General features: G+C 55.1%; 13 protein-coding genes. 7 read left to right on the top strand and 6 right to left on the bottom strand.

The window, feature by feature from the left end:
• Complete coding sequence (gene yobA / locus F153LOC_RS16495; RefSeq protein WP_102103975.1) at positions 1-375, bottom strand: CopC domain-containing protein YobA; 375 nt, start codon at positions 373-375, stop codon at positions 1-3.
• 137 nt (positions 376-512) lie between these two features.
• On the opposite strand from yobA, the gene F153LOC_RS16490 reads away from it, so the two are divergent.
• The 3 genes from F153LOC_RS16490 to exoX all read left to right on the top strand — a co-directional run bounded on the left by F153LOC_RS16490 (position 513) and on the right by exoX (position 2,197).
• A complete protein-coding gene (locus tag F153LOC_RS16490) occupies positions 513-743 on the top strand; it encodes a DNA polymerase III subunit theta (RefSeq protein WP_100779795.1) in 231 nt (76 codons plus the stop codon).
• A 110-nt stretch (positions 744-853) separates the two neighbouring features.
• Positions 854-1,510, top strand: coding sequence for a carbon-nitrogen hydrolase family protein (locus F153LOC_RS16485; RefSeq protein ID WP_102103976.1), 657 nt, complete (start codon positions 854-856; stop codon positions 1,508-1,510).
• A 24-nt stretch (positions 1,511-1,534) separates the two neighbouring features.
• The gene (gene exoX, locus F153LOC_RS16480) at positions 1,535-2,197 is read left to right on the top strand and encodes an exodeoxyribonuclease X (protein WP_100779793.1); all 663 of its coding nucleotides are present in this window, start codon (positions 1,535-1,537) and stop codon (positions 2,195-2,197) included.
• Here exoX and ptrB read toward each other — a convergent pair.
• Both ptrB and F153LOC_RS16470 read right to left on the bottom strand, forming a co-directional pair.
• Positions 2,194-4,257, bottom strand: a complete 2,064-nt coding sequence (ptrB, locus tag F153LOC_RS16475; RefSeq protein WP_100779792.1) for an oligopeptidase B — start codon at positions 4,255-4,257, stop codon at positions 2,194-2,196. The two genes, exoX and ptrB, sit on opposite strands and share 4 nt — an antisense overlap.
• Before the next feature lie 87 nt (positions 4,258-4,344).
• Positions 4,345-4,995: a tellurite resistance TerB family protein gene (locus F153LOC_RS16470; RefSeq protein WP_102103977.1), complete on the bottom strand. Its 651-nt coding sequence runs from the start codon at positions 4,993-4,995 to the stop codon at positions 4,345-4,347.
• Between the two features lie 177 nt (positions 4,996-5,172).
• Here F153LOC_RS16470 and purT point away from each other — a divergent pair, with 177 nt between their 5' ends.
• On the top strand, positions 5,173-6,351 hold the full coding sequence (gene purT / locus F153LOC_RS16465; RefSeq protein WP_102103978.1) for a formate-dependent phosphoribosylglycinamide formyltransferase: 1,179 nt from the start codon (positions 5,173-5,175) through the stop codon (positions 6,349-6,351).
• A gap of 77 nt (positions 6,352-6,428) precedes the next feature.
• Here purT and kdgA read toward each other — a convergent pair whose 3' ends face one another.
• From kdgA to zwf, 3 genes are all read right to left on the bottom strand, one after another.
• Entirely contained in the window at positions 6,429-7,067 is a 639-nt protein-coding gene (kdgA, locus tag F153LOC_RS16460) for a bifunctional 4-hydroxy-2-oxoglutarate aldolase/2-dehydro-3-deoxy-phosphogluconate aldolase (protein ID WP_102103979.1), read from the bottom strand.
• A gap of 39 nt (positions 7,068-7,106) precedes the next feature.
• Positions 7,107-8,918, bottom strand: a complete 1,812-nt coding sequence (gene edd / locus F153LOC_RS16455; RefSeq protein ID WP_100779788.1) for a phosphogluconate dehydratase — start codon at positions 8,916-8,918, stop codon at positions 7,107-7,109.
• A gap of 233 nt (positions 8,919-9,151) precedes the next feature.
• Positions 9,152-10,627, bottom strand: coding sequence for a glucose-6-phosphate dehydrogenase (gene zwf / locus F153LOC_RS16450; protein ID WP_100779787.1), 1,476 nt, complete (start codon positions 10,625-10,627; stop codon positions 9,152-9,154).
• A 358-nt stretch (positions 10,628-10,985) separates the two neighbouring features.
• Between zwf and F153LOC_RS16445 the strand changes: the two genes are divergently transcribed.
• From F153LOC_RS16445 to tssD, 3 genes are all read left to right on the top strand, one after another.
• Positions 10,986-11,855 carry a MurR/RpiR family transcriptional regulator gene (locus tag F153LOC_RS16445; RefSeq protein ID WP_100779786.1) on the top strand — a complete coding sequence of 290 codons (870 nt, stop codon included), beginning with the start codon at positions 10,986-10,988 and terminating at the stop codon, positions 11,853-11,855.
• A gap of 105 nt (positions 11,856-11,960) precedes the next feature.
• A complete protein-coding gene (gene pyk / locus F153LOC_RS16440; protein ID WP_100779785.1) occupies positions 11,961-13,403 on the top strand; it encodes a pyruvate kinase in 1,443 nt (480 codons plus the stop codon).
• A 219-nt stretch (positions 13,404-13,622) separates the two neighbouring features.
• Positions 13,623-14,754 (top strand): type VI secretion system tube protein TssD (gene tssD, locus F153LOC_RS16435; protein WP_146003476.1); only part of this gene is annotated, 1,132 nt, incomplete at its 3' end.

Genomic DNA, 14,754 nt, shown 5'->3' with positions numbered 1-14,754 from the left:
TTACTTCACGCTAAAGTGATAGCTGCCTTTGGTTTTGTGGCCGTCGACCGAAACGACATGCCAGTCCACGGAATAGGTCCCCGGCGTTAATGCCTGTTCAAGGGGAACAATCAGCTGGTTATTGTCATTCTCTGCGCGCTTCACGACACCGGTTTTAACGATCTGCTGTTTATCGCCGGTGATCGACACGCCGCTAAATTTCGGTTCGATGCCTTCCGAGAAATTGAGCGTCAACGCCTGCGGCGCAGCCGTCACCGCCGCATCGGCGGCCGGGTACTGATGTTTCAGGTGGGCATGAGCCAGTGCAGCAGGAGCCGTTGCGACGGAAAGCAGAAATGCCAGAGCGCAAGCCGCGCGGGATGCGGTGAATACCATATCAATCATTCCTTTTGGTTATGTCTATATGACAGAGGATAACGCTGTATAATATCGGAGTCGAGGATGATCCTGCGCAGGCTTGTCAACGCAGGGTAACCGCGGTAACGTTGGCGCCGCATAAACAGGAGAAGGCAATGAACATTAATCTGGCTACCCTCCCCCAGGATGAGATGGACAAAGTGAATGTCGATCTCGCCGCTGCGGGCGTGGCATTTAAAGAGCGCTATAACATGCCGGTGATCGCCGAAGTGGTTGAGCGCGAACAGCCCCCTCATCTGCGCGACTGGTTTCGCGAGCGCTTGATCGCCCATCGCCTGAAATCCGTGACCCTTTCGCGTTTGCCGTACGAACCTAAAGTTAAGTAAACCCGGCGCGTCGTTACATTTCCTTACATGGATTGTGGCAGGATAAGAAAACCCTGAAGTATTCAGGTGTATTATCAATAACCCTGCGACTAGTGTATAAGGAAGTCACGATGTCCCAATGGAATATTGCCGCCGCGCAGTATGCCTCCCGGCATAACTGCATCGATGCCCACGTGCAGCATCATCTTCGCTTTATCGACGCTGCTGCCCGCCAGCAGTGCAATCTCCTGGTTTTCCCTGAGCTTTCACTGACCGGCCCTGCCACAGATAACACTACCTTACCCGAACCGCCCAGCGAGCAGGCCCTGCTGCCGATAGTTGACGCAGCGCACGCGCTGGCCATCACGGTGATTGCAGGTATTACTCTTGAGACTGACGGCGCACGTAAGAAAGGTCTGGCGCTATTTTGTCCTAATCAGCGCCAGCCCATGCGTTACCCGCAGGGCAGCGGCGCGTGTCTTATCCCCGGCGATCCGCAGCTGACGATTGTTGAGGGGAAAACGGAACTGCTGAATATTGATCCGCTGGCTGCGCTGTATACCTGCAGCCAGGCGGTAGGCGAAACGCGCTGGCGAGACGCTATCAACCGCCTGCAACGCTTTGCCCATAAATATGCGATCACGGTACTGATGGCGAATTCAGACGGGCACAGCGCGCTGTGGGATTCGAGCGGCCAGCTCATTGTTCGCGCGGATCGGGGCGAGCTGTTATTAACCGGAACATGGGGTAAGCAGGGTTGGCAAGGTGATATCATTCCATTACGCTAACGTTTTTACGGCCAGGAGTGAGCCATGCTGCGTGTAATCGACACCGAAACCTGTGACCTTCAGGGCGGGATTGTAGAGGTGGCGTCTGTTGACGTTATTGACGGACAGATCGTCAACCCCATGAGCCATCTGGTTCGGCCTGACCGCCCTATCAGCGCGCAGGCGATGGCTATCCACCGCATCACAGAATCGATGGTGGCCGACAAACCCTGGATTGAGGATGTCATCCCGAACTATTTCGGCAGCCAGTGGTACGTGGCACATAACGCCAGTTTCGACCGGCGCGTGCTGCCGGAGATGCCAGGCGAGTGGATTTGCACCATGAAACTGGCGCGTCGGGCGTGGCCGGGGATTAAATACAGCAATATGGCGCTGTATAAATCCCGTAAGCTCAGTGTGAAAACGCCGGAAGGGTTGCACCACCACCGTGCCCTGTATGACTGCTATATCACGGCGGCGTTGCTCATTGATATCATGAATACCACCGGCTGGACGCCGGATGATATGGCGACCATCACCGGCCGTCCGGCGCTGCTGACCACGTTTACCTTTGGTAAATACCGCGGCAAACCGGTGTCCGAAGTGGCTGAGCGCGATCCGGGCTATCTGCGCTGGTTATACAATAACCTCGACCGCATGAGCCCGGAGCTGCGCCTTACACTTCGTCACTACCTCGACGACGCTTAATCTGTCGCAACATGGCCTGGCAGCGTCTCCTGCGCCAGGCCAATCAGAAAGGCATACTCCAGCGCCACCCCTTCATAAGATTTAAATCGCCCCGATTTCCCGCCGTGGCCGGAATCCATATCCGTACACAGCAGCAGCAGATTATCGTCCGTTTTCAATTCCCGCAGTTTTGCCACCCATTTTGCCGGCTCCCAGTACTGCACCTGCGAATCGTGCAGGCCCGTCGTCACCAGCATGTGCGGATAGGCTTTCTCTTCGACGTTGTCGTAGGGGCTGTATTCCTTCATGTAGCGGTAATAGGTTTCGTCCTGCGGATTGCCCCACTCTTCAAATTCACCGGTGGTTAGGGGGATAGATTCGTCGAGCATGGTCGTGACAACGTCGACAAACGGCACCTGCGCGACGATGCCTTTAAACAGCTCGGGACGCTGGTTAATGACCGCCCCCATCAGCATGCCACCTGCGCTGCCGCCCATGCCAAAGCACAGGTGCGGATCGCCGTAACCCTGCGCAATCAGCCCATCGCACACGTCGAGATAGTCGTTAAAAGTATTTTTCTTCTTCAGGAATTTCCCTTCTTCGTACCAGTGCTGCCCCAGCTCGCCGCCGCCACGTACGTGGGCAATGGCGAAGACAAATCCCCTGTCGAGCAGGCTCAGCCTGCTGCTGCTGAAATCTGCGTCCATGCTGGCGCCGTACGAGCCGTAGCCGTACACCAGCAGCGGATTCTTACTCTTGTGAAAATGATCTTTGTGATACACCAATGACACCGGGACTTCCACGCCGTCGCGCGCGGTGATCCACAGGTGTTCGCTGCGATAGCAGCTGGCATCGAAACCGGCCACTTCAGCCTGTTTCAGCACGCGCCGCTGCCCAGTATTCATATCGAGTTCAAACAGCGTGTCGGGAGTGGTCATCGACGAATAGCCGTAGCGCAGCCGCGACGACTCCGGCTCCGGGTTGTAGCCAATCCAGGTGACATAGGCCGGATCGTCAAAGGCTATGCCCACCACTTCGCGGGTTTTGCGGTTGATCTGGCGAATACTGGTTAGCCCGCGCTGGCGCTCTTCCACCACCAGCCAGTCGGTAAACAGAGTGAAACCTTCGAGCATCACCTGCTCGCGCGCCGGGATCAGCACTTCCCATTTGCGTTCATCGCGTACTTTGGTTTTATACAGGCCAAAGTTTTTGCCCTCGCGGTTAGAGCGCAGGTAGAAGGTGTGCTGGAAATGGTCGAGGCTGTACTCGTGATCTTTGCGGCGCGGCAGGAAACAGAGCGGCTGCGCGTCGGGCAGTTCCGCGTCCAGCAGCAAGACTTCGGTGGTCGTCGCACTGGCCAGCGAGATAATCACATAGTGGCGCGAAGTGGTTTTATGCAGGCTGACGTAGAAGGTTTCGTCTTTTTCCTCGTACACCAGCTCATCGTTGCCTGAAGATGTGCCCACCGTGTGCCGCCATACCTGATAAGGCAGCAGCGTTGAGGCATGCTTTTTAACGTAATAGACGGTTTCGGAGTCGTTCGCCCAGACAAAATCAGACGAGACGTTATCCAGCATTTCCGGATACCAGTTTCCGCTTTCCAGATTACGAAACCGCAGACCGTACTGGCGGCGTGACAGATAATCCTCTGCCAGCGCCATAATGGTGTTATCAGGCGAAATACCTAGCCCACCGAGCGTATAGAACTCACTGTGCGCCGCGCGCTGATTGGCATCGAGCAGCGTCTCCCACTCATCCCATTCGGCGCTAAGCACCGATTGACGCTGGTAAATCGCATACTCACTGCCCGGCTCGTAGAGATGGCGATAGCGGTAGCCGTTTTTAGTCCAGGGGGCGGAAATATCGCGCTGTGGCACGCGCGCCACCATTTCACCGAGAAGGCTGTCCTGAAGCGCCTGCTGTGAAGACATCACCTTTCGGCCGTAGTCATTTTCCTGATGCAGGTAATCAAGCACTTCTGGCTGCGAGCGATCGTCGTCCCGCAGCCAGTAGTAATTATCGATGCGCGTATCACCATGGGTGGTGATCGCTTTGGGAATGCGTCGGGCTTTTGGCAGCATGTCAGTTTTTCTTTTTGGTTTTACACCCTATAAGGGTGGCAAAACACACGCACGATGCAAGCGAAACGTGACAACCGCCAAATAATACTAGCCCGGTAATGCCTGTTTTTGCTGCTTAATATCCTGCTCAATCCCGTCGCGTACGTCCTGCGGAATTTTCAGCGCGTCGCCGAGTGCGTTCAGATAGCTGCGCTCCATAAAGTGATCAATATCGATGGCCGCACAGCTCAGGAAATAGAGCTCCAGCGCCTCTTCCTCGTTTTTCACGCTCTGCGCCAGACGCATCGGGTCGAGCGGTTGTTCAATCGCCTGCGCCACCAGCGCCCGCCCCTGCGCCTCGACGCCCGCTTCCCGCATCTGCTGTTCGATGGCGGCGCGTTCATTATCGTCGATATGACCGTCACTTTTGGCGGCAAACACCAGCGCCAGGATCAGCCGTTCAGTGCGGACATCCAGCGACGAGGCCTGTTGACCAAACTGCGGCTCGTCCTGATGGGCAGTGCGTACTCTGTCTTTATACTTGTTCCACAGCACTGTTCCGGCGATTGCCCCGCCGCCCGCCAGCAGTGCGCCGGTGCCGTATTTCGCCAGCAGTTTGCGGGAGGATTTATTGGCGACCAGCAGACCCGCCAGCCCGCCCAGCGCACCCGGCACCAGCAGTTTGCTCAGTCCTTGCTCACTGGACGACGACGCTTTCTGACCTAACATGGACTGCAGTTGATTCAACCAGCCTGACATAATATTCCCCACTCTACGGTTCGTTATGGTTACAGCCTATGCGAGGCGATGTCAGGAAATGTCTGCCCGCACTAAAGAAGCGCAAATTTCCCCCTGCGCTCAGGACATCTGCGCCTGGTGGAAGACAGACGCAAACGTTTTCGTTTATACTGCGCGCAACTTTTTTAGGGGGATATGATGACTCTTTTAGGAACTGCTTTGCGTCCATCTGCGACGCGCGTCATGCTGTTGGGTTCTGGCGAGCTGGGAAAAGAAGTGGCCATTGAGTGCCAGCGTCTCGGCATTGAAGTGATTGCCGTCGATCGTTATGCGGATGCACCGGCGATGCACGTCGTGCACCGCGCGCATGTCATCAATATGCTCGATGGCGACGCTCTTCGCGCGCTGATTGCACAGGAAAAGCCTGACTTTGTGGTCCCGGAAATCGAAGCGATTGCCACCGACACGCTTATTGCCCTTGAGCAGGAAGGTCAGCGTGTGGTGCCTTGTGCCCGCGCAGCCAAACTGACCATGAACCGCGAAGGCATTCGTCGCCTGGCAGCCGAAGAGCTGGCGCTACCGACTTCCAGCTATCGTTTTGCCGATGGAAAAGCGGATTTCCTGCAAGCCGTCGAACAAATTGGCTACCCGTGCATCATTAAGCCGGTGATGAGCTCCTCCGGTAAAGGCCAGAGCTTTATCCGCGACGAAACCACGCTTGATAAGGCGTGGGATTATGCCCAACAGGGCGGCCGCGCCGGTGCCGGGCGCGTCATCGTCGAAGGCGTCGTGAAGTTTGATTTCGAAATCACCCTGCTGACGGTCAGCGCCGTTGACGGTGTTCACTTCTGTGATCCCATTGGCCATCGTCAGGAAGACGGCGATTACCGGGAATCCTGGCAGCCGCAGCAGATGAGCGCGCTGGCGCTGGAGCGCGCACAGGAGATTGCCCGCAAAGTGGTGCTGGCGCTGGGCGGTTACGGTCTGTTTGGCGTGGAACTGTTCGTCTGCGGCGATGAGGTGATTTTCAGCGAAGTCTCTCCGCGTCCTCACGACACCGGGATGGTGACGCTGATTTCCCAGGATCTCTCGGAGTTCGCCCTGCACGTTCGCGCGTTTCTAGGGCTGCCGGTGGGCGGGATTCGTCAGTATGGCCCGGCGGCCTCTGCGGTGATCTTGCCCCGGCTGACCAGCCAGAATGTCACGTTTGGCAATGTGGAGGCCGCCGTCGGCGCGGGTCTGCAGCTGCGTCTGTTTGGTAAACCAGAAATCGACGGAACCCGTCGCCTGGGCGTGGCGTTAGCCACCGGCGATAGCGTGGAAACAGCGGTTGAGCGGGCGGTCAGTGCGGCGCAAGCCGTGAGTGTGAAAGCATAAAAAAGCCGGGCAACGCGTGTTTGCCCGGCCAGTATTTTCGGTTTTGTCGGGCGGGTTCACACCCGCCACTGCAAAAATTACTTCGCGCCTTCCACAGCTTCGCGCGCCAGCTTAGTAATGCGATCCCAGTCGCCCGCTTCCAGCGCATCGGCCGGAACCAGCCACGAGCCACCGATACACAGCACGCTTTTCAGTGCCAGATAGTCACGGTAGTTCGCCGGAGAGATACCGCCAGTCGGGCAGAAACGCACCTGAGAGAACGGACCAGCAATCGCCTGCAGAGCTTTGGTGCCGCCGTTAGCTTCAGCCGGGAAGAATTTGAACTCTTTCAGGCCGTAATCCATACCCAGCATCAGTTCAGACACGGTGCTGATACCCGGGATTAACGGAATGGTGCCTTCGGTTGCCGCTTTCAGCAGTGGCTCAGTCAGGCCTGGGCTGATTGCGAACTGTGCGCCCGCTTCGGTCACTTCCGCCAGCTGCTGCGGGTTCAGCACGGTACCGGCACCGATAATCGCTTCCGGCACTTCTTTTGCGATAGCGCGAATCGCGTCCATCGCGCAGGCGGTACGCAGCGTCACTTCCAGAACACGAACACCACCTGCAACCAGCGCTTTCGCCATTGGGACGGCGTGCTCCAGTTTGTTCACTACGATAACCGGCACTACCGGGCCAGTTGTCAGGATTGCTTCTGCACTTGTTTTCCAGTTTTTCATCAGTGTTTTTCTCTCGCCAGATCGATAATTCTTGTCGTCTTAAAACGTAATACAGGTTGCGCCCTGCTCAGCACCGGAGAGTTTCTCGCGCAGTGCACTGAACATTTCGCGCCCTGTTCCCACACGCGACGCGCTCAGGTCAGGAATATGCGGCTTACGGGCTTCCAGTTCGGCTTCATCCACCAGCAGGGTCAGCTCGCCTGTCTGGCCGTTGACGCGGATGATATCGCCATCGCGTACTTTCGCCAGTAACCCACCGTCATAGGCTTCGGGGGTGACGTGAATCGCTGATGGCACTTTACCTGATGCGCCAGAGAGTCGTCCATCGGTGACCAACGCAATTTTGAAACAGCGGTCCAATAATACACCAAGTGGTGGCATAAGTTTATGTAATTCTGGCATGCCGTTCGCTTTTGGTCCCTGATGACGAACCACGACGACGCAGTCTTTGTCCAGCAGGCCGGCCTCGAACGCAGGCAGCACGTCGTGCTGGCTTTCAAAAATCACCGCAGGGGCTTCTACAATCTGGTTTTCAACAGGCACAGCGGAGGTTTTCATCACCGCGCGACCCAGGTTGCCGCTCAGCACTTTGGTGCCGCCGTGATGTGAGAATGGCTTCGCAAACGTGGCGATAACCTGGGCGTCGAGAGAACTCTGCGCGCCTTCGCGCCAGTCGAGCTGGCCGTCGTTCAGCCATGGCTCCAGGGTGTAACGCTGCAGGCCAAAACCGGCTACGGTGTTGACGTCTTCGTGCAGCAGGCCGCCTTTCAGCAGCTCACGGATAAGCACGGGCACACCGCCCGCCGCCTGGAAGTGGTTGATATCCGCCGGGCCGTTCGGATAGAGACGCGCCATCAGCGGCACAATTTCAGACAGCTCAGAGAAATCATCCCAGTTAATCAGAATACCGGCCGCGCGTGCCATCGCCACCAGGTGCATGGTGTGGTTAGTTGAACCGCCGGTTGCCAGTAGGGCAACAATCCCGTTCACCACCACTTTTTCGTCCACCATTTTGCCGAGCGGCATCCACTCGTTGCCGTTGCCGGTCAAACGCGTGACCTGACGCGCAGCGGCTTCGGTCAGCGCCTGGCGCAGCGGAGCATCTGGCTGTACGAAAGAGGAACCCGGAAGCTGCATGCCCATGAATTCCACCACCATCTGGTTGGTGTTGGCGGTGCCGTAGAACGTACAGGTTCCCGCGGCGTGATACGACGCGGCTTCGGCTTCCAGCAGCGCAATTCGATCCACTTTGCCTTCGGCATACAGCTGGCGAATACGGACTTTTTCTTTATTTGGCAGACCGCTCGCCATTGGGCCTGATGGCACAAAAATCGCAGGCAGATGACCAAAGGAGAGCGCAGCCATCGCCAGTCCCGGGACAATTTTGTCACACACGCCGAGGTACAGGGCGCCGTCAAACATGTTATGGGACAGGCCTACTGCCGCAGACATGGCGATCACTTCGCGGCTCAGCAGGGAGAGTTCCATACCATCCTGGCCCTGAGTTACCCCGTCGCACATGGCGGGTACGCCACCCGCCACCTGCCCGACCGCGTTAGCGCTGTGCAGCGCTTTGCGAATAATTTCCGGGTAGTGTTCGTACGGCTGGTGAGCGGAGAGCATGTCGTTGTAGGAGGTGATGATCGCAATATTGTTACGCAGCATGCTTTTCAGCGAGGCTTTATCGTCCGGCTGGCAGGCGGCGAAACCGTGGGCCAGGTTACCGCAGGCGAGCTGCGAACGATGTACCGTGTCGGTCTTCGCCTGCTGGATGCGGGCGAGGTAGGCAGAACGTGTCTCTTTTGAGCGCTCAACAATGCGTTGCGTTACGCGTAACAATACAGGATTCATAAAAGCTCCTCTAATTTATCTGTCCAGGCTCGGGAGTTAACAAGATGAATCGCTTGTATTAACAAGGCTGAAACGCTTGCAGTCCGTAGCTCGGGGGCAAAATCGCTTCAGCCAGTGTAATAAAAAAAGCTCCACGGGTGAATCCACGTGGAGCTTAAATGATTAAAAATTGTGCCACAATCTGTGTTAGATCATGTTACCGGTAAAATAACCCGTTTGGATTAGCTACTGGTTTACTCGAACTCGTTCCATGAACGGCCATCGCGGGTGATCATCGCCACGGACGCAACCGGTCCCCAGGTACCTGCCTGATACGGTTTTGGCGCATCCTGATCGGCAGCCCAGGCTTCAGTAATGGAGTCGACCCACTTCCAGGCTTCTTCCACTTCGTCGCGGCGTACGAACAGCGCCTGAATCCCACGCATGGTTTCCAGCAGCAGACGCTCGTAAGCATCGGCCAGGTGCGTTTCGTTGAAGGTTTCGGAGTAGCTCAGATCCAGTTTGGTGGTTTGCAGGTTGTGCTTGTGATCCAGGCCCGGCACTTTATTCAGCACCTGAATATCCACGCCCTCATCAGGCTGCAGACGGATCGTCAGCTTGTTCTGTGGCAGCTCCTGCCAGGATTCTTTAAAGAGGTTCAGCTCCGGGTTCTTGAAATAGACCACAACTTCAGAGCATTTGGTCGGCAGACGTTTACCGGTGCGCAGATAGAACGGCACTCCCGCCCAACGCCAGTTGTCGATATCGACACGGATCGCCACGAAAGTCTCGGTGTTGCTGGACTTGTTCGCGCCCTCTTCTTCCAGATAGCCAGGGACTTTTTTGCCCTGCGCGAAACCGGAGGTGTACTGACCGCGGACGGTTTTCTCACGCACATTCGAGCGATCGATACGGCGCAGAGATTTCAGCACTTTCACTTTCTCGTCGCGAATGTTATCCGCTGAGAGGTCAGACGGCGGAGACATGGCGATCATGCAGAGAATTTGCAGCAGGTGGTTCTGGATCATGTCGCGCATCTGACCGGCCTGGTCAAAGTAACCCCAGCGGCCTTCGATGCCCACTTCCTCGGCCACGGTAATTTCCACGTGATCGATGGTGCGGTTGTCCCAGTTGTTGGCAAACAGGGAGTTCGCAAAACGCAGCGCCAGAAGGTTCAGTACCGTCTCTTTACCGAGATAGTGGTCGATACGGTAGACCTGGCACTCTTCGAAGTATTCGCCCACCTGGTCGTTAATTTCACGAGAGGTCGCAAGCGAGGTGCCCAGCGGCTTTTCCATCACTACGCGCGCCGGTTTGGCGTTGAGTTTGGCTTCGCCAAGGCCCTTACAGATGGCGCCGAAGGTGCTTGGCGGCATCGCGAAATAGTTAATGGTCACACGGTTTTTCTGGTCCAGCATCTCGCCGAGACGACCAAACGCAGAGGTGTCGTTAACATCCAGGTTGCAGAAATCAAGACGACCGCTCAGCGCATCCCACAAACTTTCATCAATTTTCTCTTTCATGAACGTTTCGAGCGCTTCACGCACCACTTTGGTGTAGCCGTCTTTATCCCAGTCAGCGCGGCCCACACCCAGGATGCGAGTGTCCGGGTGGATCTGGCCTGCTTTTTCCAGTTGATACAGGGAAGGCAGCAATTTACGGCGTGCAAGATCGCCTTTCGCGCCGAAAATGACCAGGTCACATGCCTGGGCTGTTTGCGTTACCGCCATGTCATTCTCCTCAGTTGGATATCCTGGTGCTTTTGCCAGAATATCGTTGTAATTTTATTACAATGCACTGTACTGCTTTTACGTCATTCCCGAAACCATTAGCGCTTAACGTCGCGTGCGATAACGCGATTTTTCGATGATTGCACGCTTCAGTGACAGCAATGACCACAAATTCGTTGATTCTTTGTGCCGCCGGGCCGTTGCCAAAACCCGACCGCGATCAAGTAATGAAAAAAAACAACAACATTTGCTGTTGTTCATTACCCTTTGACCAGGTCAGAGGGGTATATTCTTCCTAATTCGAATCACGATTTCATCAATTTATGAAATCGCTTCCACCCATGAGTGTCTTGTCATCATGAACATGCTGGAAAAAATCCAGTTTCAACTGGAACACCTTAGCAAATCCGAGCGTAAAGTGGCTGAAGTAATTCTCGCCTCGCCCACTCAGGCCATCCATTCCAGCATCGCCGCTCTGGCGCAGGAGTCGGGGGTCAGTGAACCTACCGTCAACCGGTTCTGTCGCAGTCTTGAGACGCGCGGTTTTCCCGATTTTAAACTGCATCTGGCCCAGAGTCTGGCAAACGGCACGCCCTATGTAAATCGTAATGTCGATGAAGATGACAGCGTAGAAGCGTATACCGGCAAAATTTTTGAATCGGCAATGGCGACGCTCGACCATGTGCGTCAATCGCTGGATAAAGCATCACTCAATCGCGCCGTCGATTTGCTCACCCAGGCGAAAAAAATCGCCTTCTTCGGGCTGGGCTCTTCTGCTGCGGTTGCCCACGATGCGATGAACAAATTTTTCCGCTTCAATGTCCCGGTCATCTACTCTGATGACATAGTGCTGCAACGCATGAGCTGTATGAATTGTAACGAAGATGACGTGGTCGTGCTGATCTCTCACACCGGTCGGACCAAAAGCCTGGTGGAACTGGCGCAGCTGGCGCGTGAAAACGATGCCATGGTGATCGCGATCACCACCGCGGGCACACCGCTGGCGCGAGAATCAACGCTCGCAATCACACTGGATGTGCCGGAAGATACCGACATGTATATGCCGATGGTGTCTCGGCTTGCGCAATTAACCGTCATCGACGTGCTGGCCACGGGTTTTACGCTGCGTCGTGGCGCGAAATTCAGAGATAACTTGAAGCGTGTCAAAGAAGCGCTCAAGGAATCGCGTTTTGATAAAGAATTGCTCATTAAGGGCGATGTACCCTAAATGTTGTTATAAGGTTGTTACTTTTTTCGGTATTCGGTAATTTCTACACAGCACCGAATCTATGTTCACGCAACACCAAAGTTGTTTCAGTCAACGGAGTATTACATGTCCAGAAGGCTTCGCAGAACCAAGATCGTTACCACCTTAGGTCCGGCTACTGACCGCGATAATAACCTCGAGAAAATTATCGCCGCGGGCGCCAACGTGGTACGCATGAACTTCTCTCACGGGACGCCAGAAGATCACAAATTACGTGCAGACAAGGTCCGTGAGATCGCGGCAAAACTGGGACGTCACGTGGCTATCCTCGGCGACCTGCAGGGTCCTAAGATCCGCGTCTCGACGTTTAAAGAAGGCAAAGTTTTCCTTAACATCGGTGATAAATTCCTCCTCGACGCCAACCTGGGTAAAGGCGAAGGCGATAAAGAGCGTGTGGGTATCGACTATAAAGGTCTGCCTGCTGACGTTGTAACGGGCGATATCCTGCTGCTTGATGATGGTCGCGTACAGCTGAAAGTGCTCGAAGTTCAGGGCATGAAAGTGTTCACCGAAGTGACCGTTGGCGGCCCGCTCTCCAACAATAAAGGCATCAATAAACTTGGCGGTGGTCTCTCCGCTGAAGCCCTGACCGAAAAAGACAAAGCCGACATCATCACTGCCGCGCAGATTGGCGTCGACTATCTGGCCGTCTCCTTCCCGCGCTGCGGCGAAGACCTGAACTACGCTCGCCGTCTGGCGCGTGATGCAGGCTGCGACGCCAGCATTGTCGCGAAAGTTGAGCGTGCAGAGGCCGTCTGCAGCCAGGAAGCGATGGACGATGTGATTCTCGCGTCTGATGTGGTGATGGTTGCCCGTGGCGATCTGGGCGTTGAAATCGGTGACCCGGAACTGGTCGGCATCCAGAAAGCGCTGATCCGTCGTGCACGTCAACTGAACCGCTCCGTGATCACCGCGACCCAGATGATGGAGTCGATGATCACCAACCCAATGCCAACCCGTGCGGAAGTGATGGACGTGGCAAACGCCGTGCTGGACGGTACCGATGCGGTAATGCTCTCTGCTGAAACGGCAGCGGGCCAATATCCTGCTGAAACCGTCGCGGCGATGGCGCGCGTGTGTCTGGGCGCTGAGAAGATCCCAAGCATTAACGTCTCTAAACATCGTCTGGACATTCAGTTCGATAACGTGGAAGAAGCGATTTCCATGTCTGCCATGTATGCGGCGAACCACCTGAAAGGTGTCACCGCGATCATCACCATGACCGAATCTGGTCGCACCGCGCTGATGACATCCCGTATCAGCTCCGGCCTGCCAATCTTCGCTATGTCGCGTCATGAGCGCACTCTGAACCTGACTGCCCTGTATCGTGGCGTGACGCCGGTGTACTTCGACAGCACCAACGACGGCGTTGCAGCCGCCAACGATGCCGTCAATCTGCTGCGCGATAAAGGCTATCTGGTCTCTGGTGACATCGTAATCGTCACCCAGGGCGATGTAATGAGCACCATCGGCTCAACGAACACCACGCGTGTGATGACTGTCGAGTAATTGCATTCTCGCCATACTGTCGGGGGATTCGCTCCCGACAGTTTTTTCCTCTTCTTGCTCCGCATTTTTTCTCACTCAATCAAGTCCAATCACGTGATATTTATTTTCTGATTCCATGACATCAACTGTGATATTGAATAAATTAAAAGACTACACTTCTCATCCTATTTATTAATTATCGCAATGCATTTTATTAAGTAATGATAAGGACATCATTGAGTGAGCAACGTTATCTATTTAACGCTGACGGGTGAGCATCAGGGGGAAATATCCGCAGGCTGTGGAACAGAGAAATCTATTGGTAATCGCTTTCAGTATCGCCATGAAAACGAAATTCTGGTTTATCAGCTCTCCTCCAGCAGCGTCAGCACCGCGGGCGGCGTGCATCATCAGGGCCTGCGCTTCACCAAACCCACCGACAAAAGCTCGCCACTCCTGACCACCGCCATTAATGAGAATGAAAAACTGCGGCTCAGTTTTGACTATTACCGTACTAACCGCTTCGGCCGTCAGGAAAAATATTATCATATCGAACTGCGCGGGGCGTCGATTAAGGGGATAACCAGCTCGCATAATAAAGACAGGCTGGATACGGAAAGTATCACTGTGAGTTATGAATATATTCGCAGTAAACATCTTATTGCGAATACGGAGTTCAGCAATCTGCTCCTGCCTGACGCCTATAACCAACTGTTTCCACCCGATGAAATAAAACAACCTGAAAAACGCAATATTACCCTGACGCTCGGTGTTTTTTTTGATGGAACCGGTAATAACGCCGTGAACACGCAAAATATGCTCGCGGCCTGCACCGCCGCGCACTTTGACATTTCTGATCCGGATGCAGAAAGCATTCTTGCCCGCATGGCGCAGGAGCAGATGGGCGTCTCCGGCACAGGGGCCACCAGCTATACCGGCGGGTATACCAATATTCACTGGTTAAATACGTTGTACAAAACGGATCTCCCGATTGAATCAGGACAGGCGCAGGCGGCCATTTATGTGGAGGGGATTGGCACCGAAGCCGGCAGACCAGACAGCATGATTGGCCTGAGTTTAGGCGTGGCCGATACGGGGGTGATCGCGAAGACGGACCTTGCGGTGAAGCAGATTGCAGAGGCGATCAATAAGTTTTTCGTTGAAGTTACTAAAACTGTGTCCGTACCCTCACTTAAAGTGACTGAACTCAGATTCGATATCTTCGGTTTTAGTCGCGGTGCAGCGGCGGCACGCCACTTTGCCAATCGCATTCAGACGGAAGATCGGGACATTATCAATGCGATTCGCTACGGGATGAATGATGTCGAGTATGCTGGCGCACCGGCCGGGAAAACGCGATTTATCGGTATTT

The organism is Lelliottia sp. F153, from assembly GCF_002870005.1.
In the GTDB taxonomy this organism is placed as follows: domain Bacteria; phylum Pseudomonadota; class Gammaproteobacteria; order Enterobacterales; family Enterobacteriaceae; genus Enterobacter; species Enterobacter nimipressuralis.
This window is presented reverse-complemented; position numbering and strand designations above follow the sequence as displayed.